Origin of the sequence: Mycobacterium sp. 155, from assembly GCF_000373905.1 — a bacterium.
In the GTDB taxonomy this organism is placed as follows: domain Bacteria; phylum Actinomycetota; class Actinomycetes; order Mycobacteriales; family Mycobacteriaceae; genus Mycobacterium.
On record NZ_KB892705.1, the window covers coordinates 1,659,976 to 1,675,190 of the forward strand.

The 15,215-nt window shown below is 66.4% G+C and carries 14 protein-coding genes; 5 read left to right on the top strand and 9 right to left on the bottom strand.

The genetic code is table 11. The annotated features are described in order from the left end of the window. Positions 1-2 precede the first annotated feature (2 nt). Both B133_RS0107710 and lspA read right to left on the bottom strand, forming a co-directional pair. A complete protein-coding gene (locus tag B133_RS0107710) occupies positions 3-926 on the bottom strand; it encodes an RluA family pseudouridine synthase (protein WP_018600170.1) in 924 nt (307 codons plus the stop codon). After that, complete coding sequence (gene lspA, locus B133_RS0107715) at positions 926-1,627, bottom strand: signal peptidase II (RefSeq protein ID WP_018600171.1); 702 nt, start codon at positions 1,625-1,627, stop codon at positions 926-928. The genes B133_RS0107710 and lspA overlap by 1 nt, the downstream gene beginning before the upstream one ends. A 42-nt stretch (positions 1,628-1,669) precedes the next feature. Here lspA and B133_RS0107720 point away from each other — a divergent pair, with 42 nt between their 5' ends. After that, positions 1,670-2,623 carry an asparaginase gene (locus tag B133_RS0107720; RefSeq protein ID WP_018600172.1) on the top strand — a complete coding sequence of 318 codons (954 nt, stop codon included), beginning with the start codon at positions 1,670-1,672 and terminating at the stop codon, positions 2,621-2,623. A 22-nt stretch (positions 2,624-2,645) separates the two neighbouring features. Continuing rightward, positions 2,646-3,107: a hypothetical protein gene (locus tag B133_RS0107725; protein WP_026256116.1), complete on the top strand. Its 462-nt coding sequence runs from the start codon at positions 2,646-2,648 to the stop codon at positions 3,105-3,107. Between the two features lie 44 nt (positions 3,108-3,151). Here the strand turns inward: B133_RS0107725 and B133_RS0107730 are convergent, their stop codons facing one another. Further along, on the bottom strand, positions 3,152-4,516 hold the full coding sequence (locus B133_RS0107730) for a DNA polymerase IV (RefSeq protein ID WP_018600174.1): 1,365 nt from the start codon (positions 4,514-4,516) through the stop codon (positions 3,152-3,154). Between the two features lie 33 nt (positions 4,517-4,549). Between B133_RS0107730 and B133_RS0107735 the strand changes: the two genes are divergently transcribed. Continuing rightward, positions 4,550-4,768, top strand: a complete 219-nt coding sequence (locus B133_RS0107735) for an RNA-binding S4 domain-containing protein (RefSeq protein WP_018600175.1) — start codon at positions 4,550-4,552, stop codon at positions 4,766-4,768. 77 nt (positions 4,769-4,845) lie between these two features. On the opposite strand, the gene ileS is transcribed toward B133_RS0107735, so the two are convergent. Further along, on the bottom strand, positions 4,846-8,058 hold the full coding sequence (ileS, locus tag B133_RS0107740) for an isoleucine--tRNA ligase (RefSeq protein WP_018600176.1): 3,213 nt from the start codon (positions 8,056-8,058) through the stop codon (positions 4,846-4,848). Between the two features lie 301 nt (positions 8,059-8,359). Further along, a complete protein-coding gene (locus B133_RS0107745) occupies positions 8,360-8,917 on the bottom strand; it encodes a hypothetical protein (RefSeq protein ID WP_232423272.1) in 558 nt (185 codons plus the stop codon). Positions 8,918-9,053: 136 nt separating this feature from the next. Here B133_RS0107745 and B133_RS0107750 point away from each other — a divergent pair, with 136 nt between their 5' ends. Both B133_RS0107750 and B133_RS0107755 read left to right on the top strand, forming a co-directional pair. Then, a complete protein-coding gene (locus B133_RS0107750; protein ID WP_026256117.1) occupies positions 9,054-9,410 on the top strand; it encodes a hypothetical protein in 357 nt (118 codons plus the stop codon). Positions 9,411-9,455: 45 nt separating this feature from the next. After that, positions 9,456-10,190, top strand: coding sequence for a hypothetical protein (locus B133_RS0107755; RefSeq protein ID WP_026256118.1), 735 nt, complete (start codon positions 9,456-9,458; stop codon positions 10,188-10,190). A gap of 55 nt (positions 10,191-10,245) precedes the next feature. Here the strand turns inward: B133_RS0107755 and B133_RS0107760 are convergent, their stop codons facing one another. From B133_RS0107760 to scpA, 4 genes are all read right to left on the bottom strand, one after another. Next, positions 10,246-11,514 carry a serine hydrolase domain-containing protein gene (locus B133_RS0107760; RefSeq protein ID WP_018600180.1) on the bottom strand — a complete coding sequence of 423 codons (1,269 nt, stop codon included), beginning with the start codon at positions 11,512-11,514 and terminating at the stop codon, positions 10,246-10,248. A 74-nt stretch (positions 11,515-11,588) separates the two neighbouring features. Further along, positions 11,589-11,930, bottom strand: coding sequence for a DUF4333 domain-containing protein (locus tag B133_RS0107765; RefSeq protein WP_036418485.1), 342 nt, complete (start codon positions 11,928-11,930; stop codon positions 11,589-11,591). A gap of 37 nt (positions 11,931-11,967) precedes the next feature. Then, on the bottom strand, positions 11,968-12,939 hold the full coding sequence (gene meaB / locus B133_RS0107770) for a methylmalonyl Co-A mutase-associated GTPase MeaB (RefSeq protein ID WP_018600182.1): 972 nt from the start codon (positions 12,937-12,939) through the stop codon (positions 11,968-11,970). A 4-nt stretch (positions 12,940-12,943) separates the two neighbouring features. After that, entirely contained in the window at positions 12,944-15,214 is a 2,271-nt protein-coding gene (scpA, locus tag B133_RS0107775; protein ID WP_018600183.1) for a methylmalonyl-CoA mutase, read from the bottom strand. Position 15,215 lies beyond the last annotated feature (1 nt).

Consider the following 15,215-nt stretch of genomic DNA (forward strand, 5'->3'; position numbering starts at 1 on the left):
GGTCAGTGCTGGCGGAGCACGTCGAGGGCGTGCTGCAGGTCTGCCGGATACGGACTGGTGATCTCGATGCGTCGGCCGTCGGCCGGGTGTGCAAAGGCCAGCGACCTGGCATGCAGCCACTGGCGTTCGAGCCCGAGCCGTTTCGCGAGTGTCGGATCGGCGCCGTAGGTCGGATCACCGCAGCACGGATGGTGCAGGGCGGCGAAATGGACCCGAATCTGATGGGTGCGGCCGGTTTCCAGTGCGATATCGACCAGGCTGGCCGCCTGGAAGGCCTCGATCGTGTCGTAGTGGGTGACGCTGTGGCGTCCGTCCTCGACCACCGCGAACTTCCAGTCATGACCCCGGTGCCTGCCGATCGGCGCGTCTATGGTCCCGCTCGAGGGGTCAGGGTGTCCCTGCACCAGGGCGTGATAACGCTTGTCGACGGTGCGCTGCTTGAACGCCCGCTTGAGCACGGTGTAGGCCCGCTCCGACAGCGCCACCACCATCACCCCCGAGGTGCCGACGTCCAGGCGTTGCACGATGCCCTGTCGCTCGTGGATACCCGACGTGCTGATCCGGAAGCCCGCGGCCGCCAACCCGCCCAGCACCGTCGGGCCGTGCCAGCCGACCGTGGCGTGCGCGGCGACACCCGGCGGCTTGTCCACCGCAACGACATCGTCGTCGGAGTAGAGGATGGTCATGCCCTCGATGTCGACGGGGGTGTTCTCCACCTGCGCGGGAGCCTCGGGCAGCCGCACCTCCAGCCAGGCTCCGGCGACCAGCTTGTCGGATTTGGCGGCCGGCGCTCCGTCGAGGTCGACACCACCGTCCTCGGCCAGCGCCGCCACGGCGGTCCGAGACAGCCCGAGTAGCCGCGCCAACCCTGCGTCGACCCGCATACCAGCCAGCCCCTCGGGGACCGGCATCGACCGCGTGGCCACTATGACGGATCGGCCTGGCGGCCGACCGGGCTCGACTCGTCGGCCGGGTCCTGCGCGTCCTGGTCGCCGGCTTTCTCGGGCTGTGCGGGGTCGGCCTCGGCAGTATCGGTCTTCCCCGATGCCGTCTTCGCCGTCGCCTCGTCCGGCTGACGCCGGCCGACGGTATCGAAGTCGAAGCCGAACAACGACAACGCCACCAGCAGGATCGCCCCGCCCACCACGGAAGGGTCGGCCACGTTGAACACCGGCCACCAACCGACGGAGAAGAAGTCGACCACGTGGCCGCGCAGCGGCCCTGGCGACCGGAAGAACCGGTCCACCAGGTTGCCCATAGCACCCCCGAGGATCATGCCCAGCCCGATCGCCCACCACGGCGAGACCAGGCGACGTCCCATCCAGATGATGCCGATGACGACCCCGGTGGCGATCAGCGTCAACAGCCACGTGTAGCTGGTCGCCATGGAGAACGCGGCACCAGAGTTGCGGACCAACGTCCAAGTCACCGTGTCCCCGATGATCGAGACCGGCTGGCCGGGCGTCAGCAGCCGCACCGCGAGCACTTTGGTCACGATGTCGAGGAACAGCACCACCCCGGCAACCGTCAGCAGCAGGGGCAGTCGGCGTCGGGGCGGGGCAGGGGACTCGGTATCCCCGGAAGCCTCGGTCACCGGCTCCGCCGGGGTGGGGGTTTCCTCAGTCACTCCCCCATCATCCCAAAGTGTCGATGCGCGACAATCTCAGCCGTGCACAAGCCCGTGACTCTGACCGTCATCACCACCGGCGGGACCATCGCCACGAGCACCGACAGCGCCGGGGTACGGCACCCGACCCGCACCGGCACCGACCTGACCGCAGGCCTCGACATCGCCACCGACATCGACATCGACATCATCGATCTGCTGGCCATGGACAGCGCCATGATGACACCGGCTGACTGGGACCGGATCCGGGCTGCGGCCGAGTCGGCGGCGAGCACTTCCGACGGTGTGGTGATCACCCACGGAACCGACACCATGGAGGAAACCGCGCTGTGGCTTGAGCTGACGTACGCCGGGGCCGTGCCGGTGGTCCTCACCGGCGCCCAGCGCAGTTCCGACGCGCCGGACGCGGACGGGCCCGCCAACTTACGCGATGCCCTTGCGGTGGCGGCCAGCCCAAAGACCCGTGACCTGGGCGTCCTGGTCACGTTCGCCGGCACGGTGTGGCAACCGCTCGGGCTACGGAAGGATTCCACCGTGAACCTCGCAGGGTTCGCGGGTACCGCGGTGGGCGCGGTCACCGCGGGGATGTTCGAGCCCGGAGTAGCCAAGGTGCGACCCCAGCTGGGCGGGCTGGTTGCCGCGACCGCGCCCCGGGTCGACATCGTCGCGGCTTACCCGGGCAGCGACGCTGCCGCCATGGATGCCTGCGTCGCCGCGGGGGCGCGCGGGATCGTGCTGGAAGCGATGGGCTCGGGCAACGCGGGAGAGCCGATCATCGACGGTGTGCGCAGGCACATCGCCGCCGGCGTGACGGTTGCCGTGTCCACCCGGGTACCTGACGGGCCGATCAGGCCCGACTACGGACCTGGTCAACGCCTCCTCGACGCAGGCGCGGTACTGGTACCGAGCCTGCGTCCCGGCCAGGCTCGGGTATTGCTGATGGCGGCCATCGCCTCCGGACAACCGGTGAGCGGCATCGTCGGCCAGTGGGGTTGACCGCTCAGGTTCAATGGATTGCATGCTGTACCGCTTAGCTGTCGCGGCCGGCGTACTGGCCTTGGCGGTCGCGCCGCCCGCAGGCGCCCAACCGCCACCCGGTGCCGACGACATCGACGGCTACCCCAACGCTCGAGGCACGTTCTCGTCGGCCGCGCCCGGCGACTTCTACTGGGTATTCTTCAAAACCCCTGACGGCAGACACTGTGGCATCGGCCCCAACGGCGGCCCTGTGGGCTGCGACGCCGTGCCGACCGACGCGCCGGCGGGAACCAACCAGACCGTAGTCAACAGCTGGGGGCCTGCGGACTACGAGCACTCCGACGACGCCAGATTCACGCGCGATGTCGACGTACTACCCGAAGGCCAACGGCTGGAGAACTGGGGAGCCAGTTGCGGCGTCGGATATCAGGGCGCGGTGACCTGCAAGACCTACGGCGAGCATGGTTTCATCCTGTCCGCCACCTACGGTGAGCTCTGGTAGTCCGGGTCAATTTGCTCCTCACGTCCGCCCTGCCAATTTGCTCCTCACGTCCGCCCGAGCCCCTCGAGGTAGTCGGCCCACGCCAAGCTGTCGACCGGGTTGGCCCGGGTGACCCCAGGTGTGTCCGCGGCGAAGGTGCGGGTCGGGCCTGGCCCCGACGCCCGCGTTTCGAACCGGACGGTCATCACACCGTGCCCGGCGCCCTGGATCCAACCGAAGCCGTGGTCGGGGTGTACCACGTCGTCGCCGATGCGCCATACCGTCGCGGCGACAGGGGCGGTGTCGTCGGACTGGTGGGTGTCCCAAACTTCCTGCGGCTGCTCCAGATCCGGGAACAACGACTCCTGCCGGGTATCCGACAAACCTGAAAATCCCACGCCGACCAGGCGAATCGGCCCGACCTCGACCGGGTCGAGAAGTAGTCGGCGCGCAGTACCGATGAGGGTGGCTGCCTCGGTGGTGGCGTAGGCCAGGGTCGCCGAGCGCGTCAGCGTGCTCATGTCCGACCTCTTGAGCTTGACCGTGACGGTACGAGCGCCGCGACCATCCTTCTCCAGGCGTTGGTGTGCGTGCTCGCCGATCGGGCCGATGGCGTCCTGCAACTGCCCGAGCGTGGTGAGGTCCTCGGGAAACGTCGACTCGGCGCTGATCTGCTTGGCCTCCGCACGCTCGGCCACCGGACGGTCATCGATGCCGCGGGCCAGCCGATGCAGGGCCGGCCCGACCGTCGCGCCGAGCACACTGGCCACCTCGGTGTCGGACAGCGCCGCGAACGCGCCGACGGTCTCGATGCCCAGCCGGTGCAGCTTCTCCTCGGCCACCGGGCCGATCCCCCACAGTCGCCGCACCGGCAACCCGTCGAGCAGCACCCTCTCCTCATCACGCCGTACCACCCGCACCCCGTCTGGTTTCGCTAGGCCCGACGCGATCTTGGCGATCTGCTTGCCCGAACCAGCACCGACCGACGACACCAGCCCGGTGCGCTCACGTACCTTGGCCCGCAGCTGCTGGCAGAACGCCTCCACCTCGGCCGCCGAAGCACCGGCAAGCTCGGCAGGTTCGCCGAAGGCTTCGTCGAACGACAGCTGTTCCAACACCGGGACCACGCTGCGGACGGTGTCGAGCGCCCGGCGGCTGGCGACTCTGTACACCGTGCCGCGTGGCGGAAGCACCACCGCGGGCGCCCCGACCAGCCTGCGTGCCTGGTGCATCGGCATCGCCGAACGGGCGCCGAAACGCCGCGCCTCGTAACTTGCGCCGGCCACCACGCCGCGCCCGCCCAGCCCGCCGACCAGCACGGGTCGCCCGCGCAGGGTCGGCCGGGTGAGCTGCTCCACGGACGCGAAGAAGGCATCCATGTCGAGATGCAGGACCCAGCGTCCGCCCGCCCGGACCCCGCTGCCTGCCATACCTGTCGATGCTATGGCGCTACCCTGACCGGCATGGCATCCGATGACGTCCCGATCCGTGACGAATCGATCCGCCTCGGCCAGTTCCTCAAGCTGGCCTCGCTGATCGACACGGGGGCCGACGCGAAAGCGGTGATCGCCGAAGGGCTCGTCACCGTCAACGGTGATGTCGAGGTCCGACGCGGCCGCCAACTGCGGCCCGGCGACACCGTATCGCTCGGCGGGCGCGCGGCGCGCGTCGTCCAGGGCTGACTCTCGTGTCGTTCGCCGAGTGTGAACTTGTGCGCCAAAAAGTGGAAAATCTCGCACACAAGTTCACACTCGACTGATCAAGGCGTTGTCAGTCGGGTCATCTCGACGGGATAGCCGCGGCCGACAGATCCGGTAAGGGTGTTGCCGGCCGTACTCACGCTGCCTCCTTGGGCGTCCCGGTCAGGGAATAGATCTTCATGCAGCTTGACGGACGGATCAGTTTCGATCTGGAAATCCAGTGCGAGAAGCTCTCTACCAATGAGGGTCTCGAAATCGTCCTTCCATCCCCCAGGTAACTCGGGAACCGTGAGGCGCAGCCGTACTCGGTCACCCACCTCAAGGCCACCCTGTCGACGGAACTCTTGGAGCTCACGAATGATGTCACGAGCCCAGCCCTCGGCCTCGAGCTCCTCGGTGACCGTGCCATCGAGCACCACCAGCCCGGCACCGTCGGGCAGTGCCGCAGTCGATTCGGGATCCGCCGCGACGAGCTTGGAGGTGTACTCCTCAGGCCGCAGCACCACCGGTCCGGCGGTCAGCGTGCCGTCAGGGTTAACCACACCCCCGCCCGACTTGACAGCCTTGATGGCCACCTGCACGTCCTTGCCGATACGCGGTCCGGCGACCCGGGCGTTGACGGCGAGTTCGAACTCACCGTAGGCGGCGATGTCGTCGGTCAGCTCGACAGCCTTGACGTTGAGCTCGTCGGCGATCAGGTCGGCGAACGGCGCGAGCGCCTCAGGATTATCCACAGCCACAGTCAGTTTCGGCAGCGGCAGGCGTACCCGCAGTTTCTTGGCCTTGCGCAGCGAGGAGCCCACCGAGCACACCTCACGCACCTGGTCCATCGCCGCGACCAGGTCGGGGTCCTTCGGCAGCAAACCGGCTTCCGGCCAATCGGTCAGGTGCACCGACCGCTCACCGGTCAGCCCACACCAGATCACCTCGGTGGCCAACGGCAGCAGCGGGGCGGCGAGCCGACTGGTCACCTCGAGCACGGTGTGCAGGGTGTCGATGGCGTCGGCATCCTCTTCCCAGAATCGCGAACGCGACCGGCGCACATACCAGTTCGTCAACGCCTCGGTGAACTGCCGCAGCTCGTCACACGCACCCGAGATGTCGCAGACATCCAGCGACGCGGTGAGATCGTCGCGCAACTGCGCCAGCTTGGCCAGGATGTAGCGATCCAGCACGTTCGCCGAATCGGTGCGCCATCTGCCCTTCTCAGGCGCATAAAGGGCCAGGAAGCTGTAGGCGTTCCACAGCGGCAGCAGCACCTGGCGCACGCCCTCACGGATGCCCTGTTCAGTGACGATGAGGTTGCCGCCGCGCAGGATCGGCGATGCCATCAGGAACCACCGCATGGCATCGGAACCGTCGCGGTCGAACACCTCGCTGACATCGGGGTAGTTGCGCAGTGACTTGCTCATCTTCTGGCCGTCGTTACCCAGCACGATCCCGTGTGCCACACAGGTTTTGAATGCCGGCTTGTCGAACAGCGCGGTGGCCAGCACGTGCATGGTGTAGAACCAGCCGCGGGTCTGGCCGATGTACTCGACGATGAAGTCGCCCGGGAAGTGAGCGTCCTCCCTGACCGTGCCGACACCGTCAAACCATTCCTGGTTCTCGAACGGATAGTGCACCTGGGCGTACGGCATCGAGCCGGAGTCGAACCACACGTCGAACACGTCCTCGATACGGCGCATCGTGGACTTACCGGTCGGGTCATCGGGATTCGGTCTCGTCAGCTCGTCGATGAACGGCCGGTGCAGATCGGTCGGCCGCACGCCGAAATCGCGCTCGAGCTCGTCGAGGCTACCGTAGACGTCGATCCGCGGGTACGAGGGATCGTCGGACTTCCACACCGGAATCGGTGTGCCCCAGTAGCGGTTTCGTGAGATCGACCAGTCCCGGGCGCCCTGCAGCCACTTGCCGAACTGGCCGTCCTTGACATGCTCCGGGTACCAGGTGATCTGCTGGTTCAGCTCGACCATCCGGTCGCGGAACTCGGTGACCCGGACGAACCAGGACGACACCGCACGGTAGATCAGCGGGTTCCGGCACCGCCAGCAGTGCGGATATGAGTGCTCGTACGTTTCGTGGCGCAACAGCACCGCGCCGTTCGGACGGGCTGCGCCGTCACTGTTCTTGAGGTCGCGGATGATCTGCGAATTCGCCTCGAACACATGCTGACCCGCGTAGTCCGGCACCGTTTCGTCGAAGCGCCCCTTGGAGTCGACGGGTGTGACGGCGACTATGTCGGCGGCATCGGCCGTGGCCTTGTCGTCCTCACCGTAGGCCGGAGCCATATGCACGATGCCGGTGCCGTCCTCGGTGCTGACGAAGTCAGCAGCCAGCACCCGAAAAGCGTTGGGCGAACCCATGAAGTACGGAAACGGCGGCAGGTAGTGCGTACCCAGCAGATCTCGGCCGGTATACGCGCCGAGCACCTCGGGCTCCTCACCGAGCTCGCGTGCGTAGGCGGCCAGCCGAGCCTCGGCCAGCACATAGCGCCGCCCGTCGGGGCCCTGCACCAGGACGTAGTCGATGTCGGGGTTGACGGCGACGGCCTGGTTGGACGGCAGCGTCCACGGCGTCGTCGTCCAGATCAACAGATGGGCACCCTTCAGCGCACCCTCGGTAACGGTGAATCCGACCGTCACGGCCGGATCCTGACGGCTCTGGTAGACGTCGTCGTCCATCCGCAACTCATGGCTGGACAGCGGGGTCTCGTCGTTCCAGCAGTACGGCAGGACCCGGTTGCCCTCGTAGGCCAACCCCTTGTCCCACAGCTGCTTGAACGCCCAGATCACGGACTCCATGAACGTCGGATCCAGGGTCTTGTAGTCGTTGTCGAAGTCGACCCAGCGGGCCTGGCGGGTGACGTAGGCCTGCCACTCGTCGGTGTACTTGAGCACCGAGGCGCGGCAGGCAGCGTTGAACTTCTCGATGCCCATCTCTTCGATCTGCGCCTTGTCGGTGATGCCGAGCTGGCGCTGCACCTCGAGTTCGGCGGGCAGCCCATGAGTGTCCCACCCGAACCGGCGCTCCACCTTGTAACCCCCCATCGTGCGATAGCGCGGCACGATGTCCTTGACGTAGCCGGTGAGCAGGTGGCCGTAGTGGGGCAGGCCGTTGGCGAATGGAGGTCCGTCGTAGAACACGTACTCCGGAGCGTCCTGACGACGGGCCACGCTGGCCCGGAAGGTATCGTCGCCGGCCCAGTAATCCAGCACCTCAAGTTCGCGCTCCGGGAAATTCGGTGCGGCGGGCTTGGGATAGGCGCTCACGTCTCGTCTCCTGTGCCTGTGTCGGGCCTCCGTCTCGGAGGTTCGACTCGTTCAAAGGCACGGGGACGACGTCGCGCAGGTACGCGAGCGCCGCGGTACCACCCCGCTTGCGTGTGGAAACCCACACGCCGCTCAACTATCGGGCGATGACGGGCCCACCCGTCCGGTTCTACTGGGCCGCGTTGTGAGACAAGCCCGCGCAGCCGTTCTTCCGGAAGCTCCCCGGTGATGGCCGGATCGACGCCGTTTCAAGCAGTCTAATGAGGGGCGCAAATCAGCTGCCCGACGAGCCGGCCGCGAGCTAGCCGGAGGTCACTTCGATCAACGCGAGCGGGAATTGCTCAGCCAACTCGGCCACCGTGGCACAGTCGAAACCGCGGCTGTCATACCGCCAGTCGAGCTGTAGCCCGGTCGCAGAATCGCTGTGCAGGTGCAACGCCAGCAAATATCCGGCGGGTGCTGCCGACCCAGGCCCGTCGCCGTCGTACCGGAAGTACACTTCCGCGCCGGCCGGGTGGTCGAGACGTTCGACAGGGACCGTGACCGTCGACAACAGGTCATGCCCCGACAGGCTCCGATGCGAACTGCACGCCACCGACGCTCGACGTGCCTGCGCACCGCCGACCTCGACATCGAGGACACCGTCGCCGATGGCGCGCGCGACGGCCCGACCCAAGGCAGCCAGCAGGATCTCCTCCACGCTGCTGTCCATGGCCACCCGCGCACCTGCCAGTTCGGCACTGAGGACCTCATCCAATGCGCTTGTCACCATCGCCATGTCGGACTCGACCGGCGCAGTAGCCGTGGGGTAGTCGGAGAACCAGCATGTCGTGCCCGACCGCAACACCGGAGCAACCATGCGGACCACGGTAGCCACACCGTCCCAAAATTGGGAGAGTAGTGCCAAAAGTCTGACAGTGATGTCAATAAGAAAATAGCTGCGAGCAAACCGATCCGTGCTGCCCGACGGCGGTGATCGAGGTTATCGTGTGGTGATGCCCCGCACCGATGAGAACGGCCGACAACTCAAGGCGCTGCTGGACTACCTGCTCGACGGCGAGATCGACGCCAAAGCCATCTATACCGCGCTCAGGATTTCCAGCAGCACCTACTATCGGCGCATCAAAGAGTCCGACTATCCCAATGCCGAGGAGCTCAGGCAGGTCGCGGACCGATTTGGGCTGAGCTACCCCGATCTCCAAATCAGGTTCGGTCTGATGAGTCGCCAGGAGGTCTGGCATTACCTGGAATCGGCACCTGTGACCGTCGCGCCGACTGATACCAGGACGCGGAATGCGCGTCCGGCAAAGTTATCCAAATTAGCGCCACGAACCGACGCGCCGCCGCTTTAGCCATACAATCAGCTACCTGTTAATTCTCGTCGAAGCGACTTGCCCATGTCAGTAGCCGTGCTCATAACGATCACCCTCGGGTGCATCGCATGGAGCTTGTGGATCCGGCGCGTCACCTGGTCGTGCCGGTGGGAGGTCGCCGCCACCCTCAACATCGCGCTGCAGGGCGCGGCGGTGGTGCTCATGTCTCCGCTGGCCTCGGAAACCATCGGCCGCCTGTTACACGATCTGACCGGTATGTGGAACGTCGAGGACTACATCGGTCACGACTGCTACATCGTGGCCGCGTCGGCGATCGTCTACAACGCGCTGGGCCGGTTGCAGGACGACGAAGCGATGCAGCACTCGTTCAAGCAGTACGTCGAGCGGCCCGCCACCCTGTGTATCCCGCTGCTGCTCGCCACGTTCTCGCTCGGCAACGGCGCAAAGGTCTATCGCTCCGACTTCTTCACGGTGCCAACGGACTTCTGGCTCAGCGCCTATTGGATCCTGCTGTGCGGCACGCTGACCTACCTGTTGCTCTACGGCGCGCGGGCAATGCTGGTGCTGCGCAGGGATCCGCGGTCCCGACGAATCGCCAACATCTATCTGATTGCGTCGGTCAGCGGCATCCTGGCTTGCGCGGTGCGCATCACGACTGCGTGCTTCTCCGCCCTGCAGCCGTGGGAGAACGGAAAACTCGTCTGGCTCTTCGCCTGCATGTGCGGTGCGGTCTTCGCGCTCGCCGCGGCGCATTCGTGGCGCATCAAGACGCGTTGGCGGGCGCACAGCCAGCGCTGAGTTTTGATCGTCGGCGGCTGCCGGTGCCCGCGGAACCCGGCCTTTCGACAACTAACTAGCCGGCGACCGGCTTGGGCAGCTCAAATGGAGCGGCACCGAGGTCGGCCACGGACTGGTAACCGCGCCGGCGAGCACTGGCGACATCCTTGCGGATGACGGCATTGAGGGTGACGAAAGCCGTCATGTCGAGCATCATCGGAGTGATCAGCCGGTTGTGCACGAAACCGATCGCAAGGCCACTGGCCGGGTCTGCCCAGCCGAAAGAGCCACCCATTCCGAGGTGGCCGAAACCGGGCATGATGCCGAACGGCACGGAGTGGTATCCGAGGTGGAAGGACACCGGCACAACCAGGTTGCGATCGCGCCGCACTGCTGCCGGCCCGCTGAGGCCTGCGACGGTTTCCGCGGACAGAAACTCGACGCCCTCGAACCGGCCGCCATTGGCGATCGCGCCGTACATCCGCGCCAGCCCCCGCGCGGTCGCGACACCGTTGGCGGCGGGGATCTCGCTGTCCAGGAACGGCGTATCCCCTCGGATCAGTGACATCACGCCTGGTACATACATGGACCCGAAAACGCCCGAGCGGTTCAACCGGGCCAATTTGGGTGCGAGGAAGTCGAAAACATGGTTGGGCCACAGCCGCTGTGGCGCCAGGATCTGCGCCGGGCGGGTCGGTGCGCCGTCGGGAGGCCGACCGAGATACAGACCGTCGGTACCTAGGGGTTCGGCCAGCTCGGTGCGGACCAGTTCTCGCATGCCCTGGCCCGTCACGGCACGCGCCAAACCGGACAACAGCCATCCGTAGGTAAGCGCGTGGTAGGCCGGTTTGTCGAACAGCATCGGATTCACCGGCGCGGACGCGATGCGCTCCTCCATCAACCGAGGATCCAGCAGCTCAGCCAGACTCACCCCGTTGAGCTGTGACAAGCCGGCGCGATGCGCCATGACCTGGCGGACCGTGATCCCGGCCTTGCCGTTGTCGCCGAACTCCGGCCAGTAGGCGCACACCGGCGTGTCATAGTCGAGCAGACCGCGGTCGACCAGGCGATGGATGACGGTCGATGCCATGCCTTTGGTCGCGGAGAACACCATCGCGCCGGTATCAGCCGTCCAGAACTCGGTGCCGGTGCGGTTGGAGAATCCGGTCCACACGTCGACGACAGGCTGGCCGCCCTGGACGACAGCCAGGGCGCCGCCGCCGAACCGGCGGCCCGGGAACAGCTGTGAGAAGGCTCGCACCGTGCAGGCGAAACTGGCGTCCGCAGCACCCTGGACGCCGTGCGGGAGCGCGACGGTGCGGTCCCGACAATCACTGTCCGACACAACATCGAATTTACCTGGAACCCCGGCTAACTACTGCCGCGTTACCGATCTGTTAACGCCACTCGGCCCTAACGTCATCGCATCGGCTTGTCATCGACCTTATAGTCGATATTCAGCGCACCGTTCTTGACGGCCTTGACGGTCGCGGTGACGCCATACTTGGTGCCATTGGCAGCGGTCAGCACGCAATGCTGAGTCGCACCCACTTTGCCCGCGATACCGTCGTCACATGTGACCGACTTGGCCTTGCACTTCGCCGCCGCCTCAAGCTTCTCCTTGGCCTCTGACTGCAGCTGAGCCTTGGAAAGCGTGGGCTGGCTACCGCTTTCCGCGTGACCGCTGCATCCGGTGAGCAACACACCGGCCACCGCGCCACCGGCGACAAGCCGGCGCAGCGTGGAGTTCACAGGTGACATTCGGTTCGACCCGCCTTTCGATTGCCATCGGCGGTGATCATTCCGCCGCATCGAGTATCTGCTGCGCCGCCAGGGCGGGTGTCAGTTCGCCGTCGCGCACCCGGCGCTCCACCTCCGCGCGGATCTCACGCACCCGCGGGTTGGACAGTAACCGGTCGAGCACGGTGTCGCGGACCATCGACCAGGTCCAATCGACCTGCTGCCGACGTCGCCGCTGGTCGAACTCCCCCGCCTCGGTGAGCACCTGTCGGTGTCTGAGCACCGCGTCCCACAATTCGACCAGGCCGCTACCCTCTAGTGCGCTCATGGTCAGAACCGGTGGGCGCCAAAGAGATTCACGAGGATAGAGCAATCGAACGGCTCCGGCGAGCTCACGAGCGGCCTGCTTGGCCTCGACAGCGTGCTCGCCGTCAGCCTTGTTCACCACCACGACGTCAGCCAGTTCCAAAACGCCCTTCTTGATGCCCTGCAACTGGTCGCCGGTACGGGCCAGGGTGAGGAACACGAAGGTGTCGACCATGTTGGCCACGACGACCTCGGACTGCCCCACCCCGACCGTCTCGATGAGGATGACGTCGTAGCCGGCAGCCTCAAGCAAAACGATCGTCTCGCGCGTGGCCTTGGCGACCCCGCCGAGCGTCCCCGACGTCGGCGAGGGCCGGACGTAGGCGTCGGGATGCACCGCCAGCCGGGCCATGCGGGTCTTGTCGCCCAGGATGGAGCCGCCGGTCCGCGTCGACGACGGATCCACCGCCAGCACCGCGACCCGGTGGCCGGCCTCGATGAGGTACATGCCGAGCGCTTCGATGGCGGTCGACTTACCGACGCCGGGCACGCCGGTGATACCGACGTGCATGGCCGTCCCCGCGTGCGGCATCAGCTCCAGTAGTAGCTGCTGAGCCTGCGCACGGTGGTCGGCCCTGGTCGATTCGACCAGGGTGATGGCCCGTGCCAGGGCGGCGCGGTCGCGATCCCTGATCGCGGCCGCGAGTTCGGTGACTGTAGCCATACGCCTAGCTCAGCTGGTAGCCGAGCCGATCGGCCAGCTTCTGCAGCAGGCCGATGGCCGCGTCGGCGATCACCGTTCCGGGTGGGAAGATGGCCGTCGCACCGGCCTCGTACAACTCATCGAAGTCGCCGGGCGGGATGACGCCGCCGACCACGATCATGATGTCCGGGCGTCCCACTTCGGCCAGCGCGTCCCGCAACGCAGGCACCAGGGTGAGGTGCCCGGCGGCCAGTGACGACACACCGACGACGTGCACATCGTTGTCGGCGGCCTGACGGGCCACCTCGTCGGGGGTCGAGAACAGCGAGCCCACGTCGACGTCGAAGCCGATGTCGGCGAACGCCGTGGCGATCACCTTCTGACCCCGGTCGTGACCGTCCTGCCCCATCTTGGCGACCAGGATGCGGGGACGGCGCCCGTCCGCCTCGGCGAACTCCTCGACCAATTCTGTTGCACGGCCTATTTGCGTCACGTTGCCACCACTTCCCACCTCATCCCGGTAGACCCCCGCGATGGTGCGAATCTCGGCCCTGTGCCGGCCGTACACCTTCTCCAGGGCGTCGGAGATCTCGCCGAGGGTGGCCTTGGCACGCGCGGCGTCGATGGCTAGGGCAAGCAGGTTGCTGCCCAGCCTGTTTTCGCCGGCGACGCCGGACTCACCTGCGGCGCGGGCGAGTTCGGCTAGGGCGGCCTGGGTGGCCGCCTCGTCGCGCTCGGCGCGCAGCCGCTCGAGTTTGGCGATCTGCTCAGCTCGAACGCGCGAGTTATCGACCTTGAGGACCTCGATCTCCTGATCGGTGCCAGTGCCGACGGCAACCTGATACTTGTTGACGCCGATCAGGGGCTGGGCCCCGGAGTCGATGCGGGCCTGCGTGCGAGCCGCGGCCTCCTCGATGCGCAGCTTCGGGATACCGTCGCTGATGGCCTGCGCCATGCCGCCGTGTTCGGCGACCTCCTTGATGTGAGCGCGGGCCTTCTCCGCGAGCTGGTAAGTCAGCCATTCCACGTAGTAGGAACCGCCCCACGGATCGATCGGCCGTCTGGTGCCCGACTCCTGCTGCAGCAGGAGCTGGGTGTTGCGGGCGATGCGGGCCGAGAAGTCGGTGGGCAGCGCCAGCGCCTCGTCGAGCGCGTTGGTGTGCAGCGACTGGGTGTGCCCCTGGGTCGCGGCCATCGCCTCGATGCAGGTTCTGGCCACATTGTTGAACACATCCTGCGCGGTGAGCGACCAGCCGGAGGTCTGCGAGTGGGCGCGCAGCGACAGCGATTTGTCGTTCTTGGCGCCGAACTCGGCCACCAGCTCGCTCCACAGCAGCCGGCCCGCGCGCAGCTTGGCCACTTCCATGAAGAAATTCATCCCGATGCCCCAGAAGAAGGACAGCCGCGGCGCGAACTTGTCGATGTCGAGACCGGCAGCCAGGCCGGCCTTGATGTACTCGACGCCGTCGGCCAGGGTGTAGGCCAACTCCAGATCGGCAGTGGCGCCGGCCTCCTGGATGTGGTAGCCCGAGATCGAAATACTGTTGAACTTGGGCATTTTCGCGCTGGTATAGCCGAAGATGTCGGAGATGATCCGCATGGACGGCTTCGGCGGGTAGATGTAGGTGTTGCGGACCATGAACTCTTTGAGGATGTCGTTCTGGATGGTCCCGGCAAGCTTCTCCGGGGGCACCCCCTGTTCCTCGGCGGCCACCACGTACAGCGCCAGAATCGGTAGCACCGCACCGTTCATCGTCATCGAGACGCTGACGCTCCCGAGGTCGATACCGTCGAATAGCTGGCGCATGTCGAGGATCGAGTCGATGGCTACCCCGGCCATGCCGACGTCGCCCTGTACCCGTGGGTGGTCCGAGTCGTAGCCGCGGTGCGTGGCCAGGTCGAACGCGACCGACAGGCCCTTCTGGCCGGCAGCGAGGTTGCGCCGGTAGAACGCGTTGGATTCGGCAGCCGTGGAGAATCCAGCGTACTGGCGGATGGTCCACGGCTGGTTGACGTACATCGTCGGGTAAGGCCCGCGGACGAACGGTGGCGCTCCCGGAAAGCTGTCGAGCGGATACCCGGCGGCGGCCACAGCGGCCCGGTCGGCGGCGATGTAGATGGGCTTGACGTCGATGCGCTCAGGGGTTGCCCAAGTCAACTGCTCGGGGGCGTAGCCATGGGCCGCGGCGGCCGCCGCGACGTACGCCTCGACGGCCTGCGGAGTGGCGGGCTCGCCCGTTTTCTCGCCGTGCAGCGGGACATCGGCGAAACTGCCGATTGCTGTTCTGGCAGTCATA